This is a genomic window from Bacillus sp. 179-C3.3 HS (genome assembly GCF_047229225.1).
Classification (GTDB): domain Bacteria; phylum Bacillota; class Bacilli; order Bacillales; family Bacillaceae; genus Bacillus.
The window spans coordinates 1-14,644 of sequence record NZ_JBFEFT010000027.1 but is presented as its reverse complement, the minus strand read 5'-3'; the positions used below and the strand labels follow the sequence as shown (position 1 = coordinate 14,644).

Annotated in this window: 11 protein-coding genes; 2 read left to right on the top strand and 9 right to left on the bottom strand. The window is 37.8% G+C overall.

Going from position 1 to position 14,644, the window contains the following annotated elements; translation table 11 throughout:
• Positions 1–64: 64 nt before the first annotated feature.
• From tuaC to AB1K80_RS14900, 7 genes are all read right to left on the bottom strand, one after another.
• On the bottom strand, positions 65–1,249 hold the full coding sequence (tuaC, locus tag AB1K80_RS14930) for a teichuronic acid biosynthesis protein TuaC (protein WP_412857567.1): 1,185 nt from the start codon (positions 1,247–1,249) through the stop codon (positions 65–67).
• On the bottom strand, positions 1,246–2,697 hold the full coding sequence (gene tuaB / locus AB1K80_RS14925; RefSeq protein ID WP_412857565.1) for a teichuronic acid biosynthesis protein TuaB: 1,452 nt from the start codon (positions 2,695–2,697) through the stop codon (positions 1,246–1,248). Before tuaB ends, tuaC begins: the two co-directional genes overlap by 4 nt.
• An 18-nt stretch (positions 2,698–2,715) precedes the next feature.
• Positions 2,716–3,375: a sugar transferase gene (locus tag AB1K80_RS14920; RefSeq protein WP_412857564.1), complete on the bottom strand. Its 660-nt coding sequence runs from the start codon at positions 3,373–3,375 to the stop codon at positions 2,716–2,718.
• Positions 3,376–3,572: 197 nt separating this feature from the next.
• Complete coding sequence (locus AB1K80_RS14915; RefSeq protein ID WP_412857563.1) at positions 3,573–4,124, bottom strand: hypothetical protein; 552 nt, start codon at positions 4,122–4,124, stop codon at positions 3,573–3,575.
• Positions 4,125–4,372: 248 nt separating this feature from the next.
• A complete protein-coding gene (locus tag AB1K80_RS14910; protein ID WP_412857562.1) occupies positions 4,373–5,863 on the bottom strand; it encodes an N-acetylmuramoyl-L-alanine amidase in 1,491 nt (496 codons plus the stop codon).
• Between the two features lie 22 nt (positions 5,864–5,885).
• Positions 5,886–7,994 (bottom strand): SpoIID/LytB domain-containing protein, encoded by a 2,109-nt coding sequence (locus tag AB1K80_RS14905; RefSeq protein WP_412857561.1) that lies wholly within the window; start codon positions 7,992–7,994, stop codon positions 5,886–5,888.
• A 21-nt stretch (positions 7,995–8,015) separates the two neighbouring features.
• Entirely contained in the window at positions 8,016–8,336 is a 321-nt protein-coding gene (locus AB1K80_RS14900; protein WP_412857559.1) for a LytA, read from the bottom strand.
• A gap of 181 nt (positions 8,337–8,517) precedes the next feature.
• Between AB1K80_RS14900 and AB1K80_RS14895 the strand changes: the two genes are divergently transcribed.
• Positions 8,518–9,438: a LytR family transcriptional regulator gene (locus AB1K80_RS14895; protein WP_412857558.1), complete on the top strand. Its 921-nt coding sequence runs from the start codon at positions 8,518–8,520 to the stop codon at positions 9,436–9,438.
• 140 nt (positions 9,439–9,578) lie between these two features.
• Here AB1K80_RS14895 and AB1K80_RS14890 read toward each other — a convergent pair whose 3' ends face one another.
• Both AB1K80_RS14890 and wecB read right to left on the bottom strand, forming a co-directional pair.
• Complete coding sequence (locus tag AB1K80_RS14890; protein WP_412857610.1) at positions 9,579–12,260, bottom strand: CDP-glycerol:glycerophosphate glycerophosphotransferase; 2,682 nt, start codon at positions 12,258–12,260, stop codon at positions 9,579–9,581.
• A 30-nt stretch (positions 12,261–12,290) separates the two neighbouring features.
• Positions 12,291–13,403, bottom strand: coding sequence for a non-hydrolyzing UDP-N-acetylglucosamine 2-epimerase (wecB, locus tag AB1K80_RS14885; protein ID WP_412857557.1), 1,113 nt, complete (start codon positions 13,401–13,403; stop codon positions 12,291–12,293).
• Positions 13,404–13,668: 265 nt separating this feature from the next.
• On the opposite strand from wecB, the gene galU reads away from it, so the two are divergent.
• The gene (gene galU, locus AB1K80_RS14880) at positions 13,669–14,550 is read left to right on the top strand and encodes a UTP--glucose-1-phosphate uridylyltransferase GalU (protein ID WP_412857556.1); all 882 of its coding nucleotides are present in this window, start codon (positions 13,669–13,671) and stop codon (positions 14,548–14,550) included.
• Positions 14,551–14,644: the final 94 nt, after the last annotated feature.

Genomic DNA, 14,644 nt, shown 5'->3' with positions numbered 1-14,644 from the left:
CTCAGTAAAAGCATATTGTTCGTTCCAAACGGTTATCTATCAGTCTTTGCAAGTTTCATTTCGTTTAAACGATGGATATTGATTGATTGTGTATCAATTCATATTGATTGATGAGCTGCACAGCATTCTTCGCCGATGAATAGTCAGATTGAACGACTTGGTGAAGATCTTCCTTCACTTGCACATCCCATTTGTTCTCATACAAGTAAGCGTGAATCGCCTCTTTGAGCTCGCTCGTTGAACGCGGGTCAATGAGAAGGTGCTGATAGGTGGAAAATAACGATGGAAGTCCACCCACTCGTGTCGCAATGACAGGCACTTTTAAGGCGAGTGCTTCAAGGACAACAGTTGGCATTCCTTCACTATAGGAAGGAAGTGCGAACAAATCGGCTGCCACGAGGTAATCCTTCACCTCGTGATTCGGCACCTGTCCCGCTAATATCATGGATGCACCAGCTCGTTCAGTTAGCTCCTTTTCAAGTGGCCCTTTGCCAACAAATACTGCTTTGACACCGTTCATTTCACTTACGGCATCAGCTAATTCAAGTAAGCCTTTTTCTCTCACTAATCGCCCGATGTAGACAACCAGTTTGTCGCCAAGAGGCAATCCCAACCGCTTCCTTATGTCTTCTTGATCTTCCGTCATCTCAGAAAATGACTGAAGAGGAATACCAAGGGGGAGAAATTGAGCCCCCACATTTGTCATGTCATTTGCCTTTCGTGCCAACTCCTCACTTACTGTCAATACGGATGAAGCCTCATTGACCGCTGTTTCAAAAGCTTTAAGAGCTCCTTTGCTATAGTGCGGGTACACATTGACATCACTACCATGCAAGGTAAGAACATACGGAATGCCAGTCTGCCTCTTGATGACAGCAGCAGCTCCACCTGATGGCATCGCAAAATGGGCATGTATGAAATCCGGTGATAACTGATGGCGCTTCATCGTATGAAGGACAGCTGTCGCTATTCGTTGACTTGGCTGTGCCCATTTCAGCTGACCAGGTAGTGCTGTATAAGGAGGTCGATAAACGGTCACGCCATGTCTCACTTCTTGTGCTGGTATGTTTTTTTTCTGGCGGTAGGATGACTTAAGCATCCGCAAAACGGGTGGATTCACTGGATTCGGACAAATGACCGTCACGTCTATTCCTCTTTCAAGAAGTTCCTGCACTTGCGTTTCGTGAAACACGCCTTCACTTGGATGTCTCTCACTTGGATATACACTTGTCAGCCATAGCACCTTCATGACGAACGACCTCTTCTCACTAATTTCCCTAATGCATGTGGATATAACTTTAAGAACAGCAGACTATAAAAAGCAGCACTCAAGCAAACCGTCAATAGCAATTGAACCGAAACGTGCGCTGAGGTGAGCTTCATTCCTTGATGAATAGCTACTGCACATACCGCCATTAATAAAGACATGATAGCGGGCTTCCCTAGCGTTTTCATGTATACCTTCATATCAAGCTGAATGATGTACGCCATCAGCCATCTGCCGACAATGAAGTTCAATAAACTGACCCCTGCATACATCCAAGCCACTGTCATTAGATTGCCAGTACTGACGCCTGCATATAGCGCACCTCCATAGACAATGAGCATGCCTGAATCCCAATAAAACGCTAAATCCGCTCTCCCTTTTGCAAGAAGAATAGAACCATTGGGGTTCATGAGCACACGTAGGAGCCCAACGATACACAGAATATTGAGGACAGGGACTGCAACCAGCCATTTCTCTCCAAACACCACTTCTATAAAATGATCTGATACAGCCACAAGGCCAAGTAATAATGGAAAACTGATGAGCGCTAGCATGTTTGTCATGCCTAAGAAACCTTCGCGCAACATTTTATGATCATCTTGACTTTTCGCGAAAATCGGAAATGCCACCCTTGTGACAATCGGGTTAATTTTCAGCACAGGAATCGTCACAATTTGATAAGCCAAGCTATAAATACCTAAAGCCTCAGCGCCGAGAAAACGACCGATTAAAATCATGTCAATGTTAGATCCAGCTCGATTGACTAACCTGGATGCCAATTGGAAAGCACCGAATGAGAAGAATTCCTTCACCTCACCTAAAGCGAAAATCGGTGCTGGTCGCCACTTCTTCCAATAGACCGCTGCATATGTGAGACCTTTTCCTGATTGCAGCAACACTTGTGATATGACATAAGCAACAACCGGATTGGTGAAAAAGGTCAGCACGAGTAAAGTGAACAATGATACCACGGTGACAACCGTTTCGATTGTACTTAATGTTTTAAAGGCTAAATCTTTTTGCATCATATATTGGTATTGCTGACCTATAGGTGCAATGAGAAACATCACAGATAATAGCTTGAGCAATCCTTCTAATTCGGGCCGAGAATAAAAGGCGGCAATCATCGGACTTGCCAGAATTAGCAAACAAAACAAGATAACGCCTGTCAGTAAGTTCATCCAATATAATGTAGATAATTGACGTTCAGTGATTTGTTGTTTTTGAATGATCGCCGCACCGATTCCTAAATCGAGTAAAATTTGTGTAAATATTGTGACAGTTGTCATCATACCGACGAGCCCAAATTCCTTGAGCGACATCACGTTCCCTAAAAAGGCAAACTGTGCGATTTGGATGATGGTGATGATCAATGCGGACAAGCTTGTCCATTTCGCTCCACGTAGTATGCGACTTTTCATACTTGCCATATCTCTTCCCTACTTTACTTATCTGGCTCCGTCTCCAGTCATAATAACTTTTAACGTTTTTACCATAATCTTCGTGTCGAGAGAGAATGTCAAGTGTTGAATATACTGTAAGTCATATGATAATTTTTCACTTGGGCTCATGTCATATCCTCCATTCACTTGTGCAAGACCTGTCAGCCCTGGTTTGACAGCAAGTCTTTTCGTGAAGTCTGGAATTGCCTGATGAAACTCAGCAGTAAACATTGGTCGTTCTGGCCTTGGACCAACAATACTCATTTCTCCTTTTAACACGTTGATAAATTGTGGCAGTTCATCAATTCTAGTTCTTCGAATGAATGCCCCTACTTTGGTGACGCGAGGGTCATTTTTTTGTGCCCACTTGGCCCCGCCACTTTCGGCATCCGTTCTCATTGATCTGAGCTTCCATAATTTAAAGTACACACCATCTTTCCCAACCCTTTCCTGCATATAAAAGGCTGGCCCTGGTGTTTCTAGCTTAACCAAAAGGGCAAACAGCAAAATGATTGGCATACTTAAAATCAATCCGATGATCGAGAACACTAAATCTATGAAACGTTTTGCAAATAAATAGCGAACCATATGCTCTGTTAAAGCAAAAGAGTGGTTTCGTCTCACTTCATATTCTCTGTAAAGATTCATCGCTTTCTCTGCGCTCACTGACCCGCACCTCACTAATAAGTAGTTGTTATGTAAAGAGATGTTCTATGAAAGTCAGTTTATCAGAGCAACATTAAGTGATTGTAAATCCTTGGTTAAGTCTTGTAAAAATGTGTTAACAATATGCACTTAAGTCAAGTTATGCCCTTTCAAACGTAAAAAAGACCCGCAATTCTGCGAGTCTTTATATCTTTTGTTTATTTTGTTTTAACAGATTCAATTGCGCTGAGTCTAAGTGTTCCGTTCTCATCTTTTGAATACGTTACTTTTACTTTTTCATTTTCTTTTATGCTATTTACTTGTTTAGAAAATGAGTTCCCAAATTGAATGGCTACTTCTTTACCGTTAATATTCACGGCAATTGTATGTCCATCAGCCAAACCGACATAGGTGCCTTCTTTGGTGACTTTGTTCGTTGCTTCTTTTTGTGTTTTAGACGCTTCTGATGATTCATCCTTTACCGATTCTTCTTTCGTTGCACTTTCTTTTGAATCACCATTAGATGAATCCGTTTCATCTTCTGTTTGACCAGCCGTTTCTTTACTTTGGTCACCGGCTTTTTCACTTGCAGACTCACCTTCAGTTGTTTCATCCGATGCGTTTTCTTTGTTTTGATTCTTAGCTTCAGTCGTCTCTTCTTTGTTATCCGCATTGTCTTTTGATTGATTTGTCGTACCGCATGCTGTGAGCATGACACCTAAAAGTAAGACAAGAAACGGGATCGTGATTAATTTTTTCAATATCGTCACCTCTTCATGATTTGTCGATTTGCTGTTGTTGAAGGGTAAACAAGTAAAGAATCCACCCTCTATATTTCAATTATAACAAAAATACCACCAAATGAAATCTATTTTTAACTTGACAAACAAACGAACATTGCATAAACGATCTTCGTTTTTGCACGTTCATCACCTATGCCTTACGCTAGTTTAAAAAAGGCTGCCGAGAGACGTTCTCGAGCAGCCTAAGAGGAGTCACTAGTTCCCCTCATGTGTTCTTATCTAAAATAATTTGAAACACCGCTTGCGATTCCAGACGCTAATTTATCTTTATTAGTGGAAGACTTCAAAATGTTTGAATCTACCGGACTGGATACAAAGCCTGTTTCTAAAAGGACGCTCGGCATTTTAGAATACTTAATGACATAGAAACCAGCCGTTTTGACACCGCGGTCTCTTGTGCCTAGTGCACTCACCATTTTCGGCTGAATATTTTGTGCAAGCTTCAAGCTGTTCGTAGCCGCATACGTTTTATCATAATAGGTTTCTGTCCCATTTGCACTACTGTTATCATTCGCGTTCGCATGGACACTGATAAAGATATCCGCTTTCGCATTCGCACCTTTGGTCACTCTTGTTTGAAGACTGTCAAAGGTGTCTGATGTTCTTGACATGGTTGTCAGTGCTCCAGCATTTTTCAATTTCGTATTTAAACGTTTAGAGACATCAAGGTTCACGTTCTTCTCAAGAAGACCGTAACCAACTGCACCTGAATCGTGATTTCCATGACCAGGGTCAATAAAAACCTTTTTTCCAACGACTGGATTTTTCAATTGAGAGGTCACATTATTCGTCACAGTAGATGTACCACCTAAGACGCTAAAAGATGTAATCTTTTTCGAACCGATAATTTTTCTCGTAGCGTTCGGCAGTGATTTTTCATTCGTGAAAATAAAAGCTTTCCCCTGCTTGGCAGCAATGCTCGCACCTGAAGCGGCATCCGCATATGCAAAACCATTACTAATATACGTATTACTTGTACTCATGTTGTATTTTGACACGATATTTGCAGCCACTTCATAACGATTGGCTCCACCAATTCTTGAAGGTGAAGGCAGGCTAGAATAAGCTGATTTATTTACGCTAGACTCTCCACCAATTACGATGGTGTTTTTAATCCCTCTGCTCTTAATCACAGCTGACGTTTCAGAGCGTAAACCTTTATCGTTTGTTAATAAAATGGGATATCCTTGTTTTGCAGCATAAGGTGCAATGGCAACAGCATCTGCATACGCATAACCATTCGCTACAACTGCCGTACTAGCACTTTTCATTTGCTTTGCAATATTTGCAGCTAAATCATAGCGATTTTTCCCACTAATACGTGTTACTTTAATTCCCATCGCCTTTAGCTGTGTTGTGACTTTGCTAGAGACACTCTTTGTTCCACCTAGAATCGTGACATTCTTGGTCTTCAAGCTTTGAAGCCCTTTTTTTGTATCTGCAGATAAACTGCTACTGTTCGTAAAAAGAACAGGTGCATTTTTTTGATACGCAAAAGGTACTGCACTTAACGCATCCGCATATGCATTTTTCCCTACAAGAACGGCTGTGCTTGCTGTTGTCCAGCCTTTTTTCGCGGCATTCACTGCCACGGCATAGCGGTTTTTCCCATCGATTCTTGTGACTGAATTATCAGCAAGTGCAGATGGAAGAAACAAGCACATTGCGATTACACTCATACATACTACTTTTAAAATAGAGCGCACGTTTATAGCCTCCTTTGATGTTTTAGTTCGTTGTCAACTTTGCACCCGGATAATAGAATGACAGAATACTTGAATATGAGCTTCCTGATTCAGCTCTCGCTTTGGCTCCGTATTGACTCATTCCAACCCCATGACCATATCCTTTTCCAGAAATGGTGAAATCATTGGTGTTATTCTTCACTGAAGCATACGTGCTCTTTAGATTTGTTGCACCAAGCATTGATCTAAGTTCAGTCATTTTAAAACTAAGTGTCGTCGATTTATTCGTGCTGTATGAACCAGTTTTATTTTTCAGATGATAGCTGATTGTAATAGAGGCTGTTTTTGCTCTCTGTCCTTTTGTTTTACCTGAAAAAGATAGGTTTGAAATGGAAGCTATCTTGATATCTGAAGCTGACGTTTCTTTATTTTTTAGAATCCAGTTCTTTAAGCCTTTTAACTGATTCGCATTTGTTTCAGTTGTCTTGCTCCACCAAGATGCTGGTTTTGCTGTATCTAGCGATTTACTTAATTGTGTTTTAGATAGTTTCAATGTCCATGGATTCTTTGGATCTTTTGTGTCTGCTTTTGCTACTAAATAAGGAAATGCACTTGACCACACTTCTTCACTCGCCTCAGTGTAACCCCCGTTACTCGAGTAGTAAGTAGCAGAAATCAGTCTATTATTATATTTTAGCACCTTGCCTTTTGTTGCATCTACAGCTTTCGTAGAGTTGGTATGCCAGTTGTACCCGCCATATACTTGGAATGCCGTTGTATCTGGCACAACCTTCCCAATACTGTTTACAGAATATGTACGTGCTGCAACAGCTTGCGCTTTTAATGCCTCAACATGCCAGCTTGCTGGCATTTCATTCGGTACAACCCCTTTTAGATAATCTTCAAAAGGGATATTTTCATTTGTAGGGCGAATGTAGCCTGATTCTACTGCAAAATTCATGTTACCCAAATATGGTTTCCCGGCAACTCGAATCACATTTGAAGTTGAATATTTCTCTGGAACAACTCTTACTGAAGATCCAATCGTCTTGATGCCTTTAATCGAAATTTTCCCGTTAGAAACATTCAATTGGTAATCTTTATTACTCTTCAGATAAAATTCATTTGCTAATTTTGTCTGTAGTGTTGATGAAATGGATTTTGTTCCGCCAGACAATTGAAACGAGTACGTTCCCCGTTTTTTCACAACATTTGTAACAGGTGATGTGAGACTGTTCGATTTTACGAGTACCATCGGGCTGTTATTTTTTGCTGCTAACAGAGAAAATGTAATCGCATCTGTGAAGACCGAACCATTTGCTAAGTATAGCTTGTCCGCATTCATATTTAAACCAGTTACGATATTTGCCGAGACCTCATATCGATTCGCTCCACCGATTCTTTGAACTGTGGATGTTTTTTTGATTTGATTTTCAACTTTTTTACTAACGCTCTTTTCTCCACCAACAATGACGACTTTCTTAGGAAGCTTGTAAGTTGGCAAACTATCTTTCTTCGTTAAAAGAATAGGGTAGCCGTTTCTTGCAGCGTACGGTGTCACTGAAGCACTATCTGTAAAAATGCTTCCTGTCGCCACGACTGCCTGACTATAGTTCCCCATCTCTTTTGCAATATTTTGCGACACTGCATAACGTGACTTCCCACTAATTCTTCTAATCTTCCCATACTTCTTCAGTGATTTCTCTGCTGCTGAAGAAACGCTTTTTGTTCCACCGATAATGAGAATATTGTCAGGATTCATCTTTTTGATTTGGTTTTCAGTGGTTTTGGTTAATCTTTCAGCATTCGTATATAAGATGGGTGCATTCAACTTATAAGCTAATGGTGTAGCAGATATGGCATCTGCAAATGCATCACGATTCACAATGACAATCGTAGATGGATTTTTCCAGCCTGCTGAAGCGATACTATTGGCGACCTCATACCGATTCTTCCCACCATAACGATTCACTGTAGATACATTTGTACCAGATACTTTGTATAAACCCGATGTTGAAATATTAAAATTCGTTTTGTTCCCAACATAGTTTGATAATTTGACAGAGATTTTTGGGCTTGCAGCTGAAATATCTCTTGGCAATACTAGTAAAAGTAAGATGAGTATTGTGAAAGTTAGACTGATTTTTTTCAATTTAATGATCCCACCATCTCTCTATTGAACTTTTTTAATTTCTTGAATTTCCTTTTTACCGCTTTCGTTTAGAATATACTGAATTTCCACGTTGTCACCTGGATGAAATTCATTTAATACTTCATTAAAGTGTTCAGTAAACTCAAAACTCAAAGTCGTAGTTGACTTTTTCACTTCAACTGTATGGGCATCAGCCATACCAACATATTCCGCTTTTTCTTCAAGTACCTGAGGAGTCTCACTACTTGTCTGACTTTCTCCTGAGGACTGCTCAGCCGTTCCACATGCTGTGAGCACAATACCTAGTAGTATTAAGAACGGTAAAACCACGATTTTCTTCATTTTTTTCACCTCTTGTTTTTGTATCGTCTTATAACTTAATATTTTAAGGTAAATTTAAGGTTTTTTGAAACCTTTTTTTTATGAATACGTCTATATCTAGGTTCAGAGTAAAAAATAACTTGTGAATCAAGAGGCTTAAACCTATAATCATGGAAGAATCATAGAAAAGGTGAGGGACATTATGAGAGCTGAAAGAAAAAGAAAGAAGAAAAAAGTTCTTTGGATAACATTGTCAATAATTGGCTTATTCGTATTATTAACAGGGGGTTATGTTGTCCATCTTTTGAATACAGCAGCTTCTACCGTTGCAGGCATACAAGAGAACATCAAAAAGTCAGATAAGCGTGACAAAGATGTCGATTTAAGTAAAAAAGACCCAATCTCGATTTTAGTAATGGGTGTCGATGAACGAAACAATGACCGTGGTCGTGCAGATACATTAATATACATGACAGTTAACCCGAAAACAAATAAAACGGAAATGGTCAGTATCCCGCGTGATACGTATACAAAGATTGTCGGAAAAGGCACAATGGATAAAATCAATCACTCCTATGCTTTCGGCGGTACACAAATGGCAGCAGATACAGTAGAGGAACTGCTTGATGTACCTGTTGATTACTTTTTCAAAGTAAACATGGAAAGCTTTAAAGATGTTGTCGATACACTCGGCGGGATTACGGTGAACAGCACGTTTTCTTTCAGCTATGACGGTCATTCATTCGGTACAGGTGAGATTAACCTGAATGGGGATCAAGCCCTTGCTTATACAAGAATGAGAAAGCATGATCCAAAGGGAGACTTCGGCCGCCAGCAAAGGCAACGCCAAGTCATCGAAGGCATCATGGCAAAAGGAGCAAACATCTCTTCAATTACCAAATTCGGTGATATGTTCAAAGTCGTTGAAAACAACATGAAAACCAACATGTCCTTTGATGATATGTGGGCTGTGATGAATGATTATCGAGATGCAAGAAAGAGTGTCAAACAGCACGAGCTCAAAGGTTCAGGTACCCGCATCAATCATATTTATTACTATCAACTTGATGAAAGTAATCTTGAAAAAGTGAAGACGGAATTGAAAGAAAGTTTGGAGCAATAACATTAATCGGTTGCCAACACTCAAATATTTAACATTAGAAAAACACCTTCAACTATTTAATATAGTTTTGAAGGTGTTTTTTCTAATAATTCAATTCATTTAAAATCTCATCTATATGATGATAGCTAAATATAAGATATTTAACCATTAATAGCTTTTATGACTCGCTCACTATTTCCTTTATCCCGAAAAGCAAAGAAATTTTCAACTCGATTTTTGTACTTAGTTTCATTATTGAAATCGTTTTTTACAATGACTTCAATCCGTTCTATTAAGTCTTCTACTGTTATACATATTGGGCCGAATCCATTGTGTTCAAATGAAAAATAACCCGGATTATAAACTGCATTTTTGTAAATTTGATCTAATTCATTATGAACATATACGACTGGTTTGTTTAGATATGCAAAGTCAACAGAAACCGATGATATGTCTGTGATGATTGCACCTGAGTTTGATATTAAATCAGAGTAACTAAAATCACTTAACAACTCAATATGTGGAAATGAAAAATAATGATTGAATTTAGTAGCCATCCTCGGGTGCTGAACAAATTGTAATTTGACCCCGTATTTATATGTTATATTTTTCAATTCCTCATTTTTAAATAATTGATTATAAAATTTGTAATAATTCGAGTTAAGAAAGTCCTCTTGAGTCGCACTTTTTTTAACGAGATCTGGTCTCCATGTAGGCATAATGACAATTGTTCTATTATTTATTTTTTGAGACAGTTCTAAATTATCGTACCTAGGGATGCCAGTAAGCAAAACTTCTTCCTCTAGGTATCCATAAGAATCTAAAATACTTTGTTTCTCAGATGCGGCACTTGTTATGAATTTATCAATTGGCTTATTACTTTTATTCAACCAATTAGATAGATCATTTTGAATTACGCCATGTTGTAGGAAAATAAATTCGAAATCTAATAAATCACGAACGTACACCCCATTTTTTTTACCAAAAGGATTAAATAAATAATCTTCTGCATGTGAACATAAGAATTTATCTGCTATTAACATTAATTTATGATGTCTTTTCGAGCGATACTCGACGATCTTACCTGGGTACCTTTCACTTAGCCTATTAAAGTCCGGACAATTCTTTTGAATCACAAAATAACAACTTATTTTGTTAGTTTTACTTATTCTTTCAAACAAGACCTCCGCATTGTCCGAGCCCCTATCAATCCGATCCATGAAAACCCAAATAGGTTTAGGCTTTATTTTTTTATTCAATAAGGCATATAGTCTATATAGACCTGACTTAAAAGTTTTCTTGCTATTTAATAATTTAATAGTAAATACATACTTTTTAAATTTATCAAATATAGAAGTTTTTTTAACATCATAAATTGAAGGTTCTTTTCTAATAACTGTGGTGTTTTTAAGTTCTTTTATAAAATTATTTTTAAACCGCAAAAAATTTGTTTTCACAGGCAAACTAATATTTTTAATACTTATACTTATATCGTTCATCAATAAATATTTTACTTGCAGAGATGTTATTTCTTTATTCAAATTAAGATCGAAACGATAATAAGTATTTCCACTAATGCATTTATCTGTGAAATAGTGTTTTGATAAAAGTGTTTTTTTGCTAGCTTTAATCACCTTTCCACTATTTGTAACAAGTACAGGCTCGAAGACATCGTGCCCAACAAAATTTAGCATAGAAAACCCTAAATGCAATTTATTATTCTTAAGAAATAACCCATTTTGAGTTAAATACCAATCAGAAAGATTTTTAATTTTGTGACCATGCGAATAGAGCCAATACTGATCATCTATTAATTCAATCTGAAAATCTCTCTTTTTATATTTATTATTCAACAACTCCAATCTCATGATCGGAGACAGTCTACTAATTAAGGGGTTTAAAATAATCTCATCATCGATACTGCTAAGAATCTCTTTCATAAACTGATAATAATTTTCTCTAATTTCATCAGATAAAAAGCTTAATTTTTCATGGGGAATATTAAGCCTCCACTGCAAATCATACAATAGCATGAATTGGGCATATTTAGGAATTAAACCATTAAAGCTTTTTAAAATGTACATGTGTAAATTTTTAATTGTATCTAGATAAAACTCCTTCGTTTCAAGAGTCCGATCCATAGCCGACTTCTGATTGCTTCTTTTTCTATACCAGTAACAACCTTCAGTATAAGACAATAAACCTAATCTAGGATTATCTTTTAAGATATTAAATAAAAATTTTGTATCTTCTCCATATTTTAGTTTTCTATCAAATTCTCTGCCTTTTATAGCGCTTCTTCTAATAAACGAAGAACTTACATTCATTTGAATATTAGCGGGCTCATCTAATAGATTTATTGTTTTCGTTGTTGTCTTATCAAATTTATAATTAAGAGGGTGTTCACCGGTTACAGCATCGAATAAACTTAATCTTGCAGACACAACATCAACGTCCGCATGATTATCCAAATAATGCTGAGCGTTTTTTAGAGTAGTGAGACCCCATTTATCATCCGAATCTAGGAAATTTACAATCTCACCTTCTGCAAAAGCTAAGCCTTTGTTGCGAGCTGCTGATACCCCCTGATTTTCTTGATACAAGTATGTTATATTTTCTGGATAATCTAGAGCCACCTTTTTACATATTTCTTTAGTCCCATCTTCAGATCCGTCATCAACTATGATTAATTGTATATTTTTTTGGAAATCCAAATCTTGCTTCAGAATACTATCTATTGTTTCTTTTAAATAGTCTTCAGCATTATATGCTGCTATAATAACCGATAATTTAAACCGGTGTTTTTTAGGAATATATTCTCTAGTATCTAATTCTGTTTCCATTTTCAATTGTTTAACACCCTTCTATCAATTTCACTTTTCACCAAAATAAGTGAGCAGAGCCTTAACTATTCGCTCTGAAGCTTTTCCATCCCCGTATGGGTTTGATGATTTAGACATTCTCTCGTATTCATTTTGATCTTCTAACAACTGTTTTGCAAGCTGGTAAATGTTGTTTTCATTTATTCCTGCAAGTTTCAGTGTACCCGCTTTAACACCTTCTGGTCTTTCAGTTGTGTCACGCAACACTAATACTGGTTTACCAAGAGAAGGCGCCTCCTCCTGCACACCACCTGAATCGGTCAAAATAAAATACGAAGCAGCAGCAAAGTTATGAAAATCAACTACTTCAAGCGGCTCAATTAAATGCACTCGGTCAAGGTCACCAAACTCATCCTGAGCGGCTTCACGCACGGCAGGATTTAAATGTACAGGATATACGACCTGTACATCTTCGAACTCTTCAACCACACGTCTAATGGCTTTAAACATGTTTTTCATAGGCTGACCTAGATTCTCTCTGCGGTGTGCTGTTAACAAAATCATTTTATCTGTTCCTATTTTTTCTAAAATAGGGTGCTGATATTCCTCTGTGACTGTTGTTTGCAGTGCGTCAATCGCTGTATTACCTGTCACGAAAATTGTTTCTTCTTTTTTATTTTCTGTTAAAAGATTCTGCTTCGCCTCATGTGTAGGTGCAAAATGAATATCCGCAATGTTACTAGTCATTTGGCGATTCAATTCCTCAGGGAATGGCGAATATTTATTGTTAGTTCTCAAACCAGCTTCAACATGAGCGACTTTAATCTGGTGATAAAAAGCAGCTAAACTTCCAGCAAAGGTTGTCGTCGTATCACCATGAACAAGAACAACATCAGGCTTTTCCTTTTGGAATAATTGATCTAGTTTCAAAAGTGCATTTGATGTAATTTCAGATAATGTTTGATTCTGTTTCATGATATTTAGATCATGGTCTGGTGTAATAGAAAATGCCTCCAGCACTTGATCAAGCATTTCTCTATGCTGAGCTGTTACTGTGACAATAGAATTTATTTGTGGTTCTTTATTAAGTTCAAGGACAAGTGGAGCCATTTTTATAGCTTCAGGTCTAGTACCGAAAATAGTCATTACATTTAGTTTCTTCACTTGATTTATGCCTCTTTTCTGGTAATGTACTTTCAATTATACACAATTAGGAGGATAAAATTAATGTTATAAAAAAGAAATTTACATTGAATTAACGTTAAATTTCTATTCTCTTAACATTTGACATTTAGAATATCCATTAACTAAAGTTTATTTAGTAAAATTATTTGTCTTTCCTATGATTTGTAAGTTACACTTTAAACAGACGACCATGAACAAACATGAAGTTAAATCGGTTATCTATGTAAGGAAGGTGCAAAGTTCATTGAAAAAAGTACGTAAAGCGATTATACCTGCAGCAGGTCTAGGAACACGTTTTCTCCCTGCAACGAAAGCCATGCCTAAAGAGATGCTCCCTATTGTTGATAAACCAACCATTCAATATATTATTGAAGAAGCTGTTGAATCAGGCATTGAAGACATTATTATTGTAACTGGAAAAGGGAAAAGAGCGATTGAGGATCATTTTGATTTTGCGCCAGAGCTCGAGCGTAATCTTGAGGAAAAAGGAAAGAGCGAGCTTCTTGAAAAGGTAAGAAAATCCTCGAGCATCGCTGATATTCATTACATACGTCAAAAGGAACCGAAAGGCCTTGGACATGCCGTTTGGTGTGCCCGCAACTTCATTGGCGATGAACCTTTCGCTGTTTTACTAGGCGATGACATTGTCCAAGCTGAAACACCAGGACTTCGTCAACTAATGGATGAGTATGATAAAACACTTTCATCTGTCATTGGTGTTCAACAAGTGGCTGACAGCGATACACATCGCTATGGGATCATTGATCCTCTTACACAAGAAGGACGCCGTTATCAAGTGAAAAACTTTGTTGAAAAGCCGCCACAAGGAACAGCGCCATCGAATTTAGCCATTTTAGGGCGCTATATTTTCACGCCAGAAATCTTTATGTACCTCGACCAACAAGAGATTGGGGCTGGTGGAGAAATTCAACTGACAGATGCGATTCAAAAGCTAAATGACATCCAGCGTGTCTTCGCTTATGATTTCGAAGGAAAACGTTATGATGTTGGTGAGAAGCAAGGTTTCATCGAAACGACTCTAGAGTTCGCTCTTCAAGATGAAGAATTAAAAAGAAAGCTGATTCCTTTTATGAAACAGCTACTTGAAAAAGAAGAAGGAAATTAAAAAAAAGCTGCCGAAGCTAGACTAACCTAGTCAAATGGGACATAAAAAAACACCCTTCTAGTGATACACTTAAACAAAGTGTTAATTAGGAGGG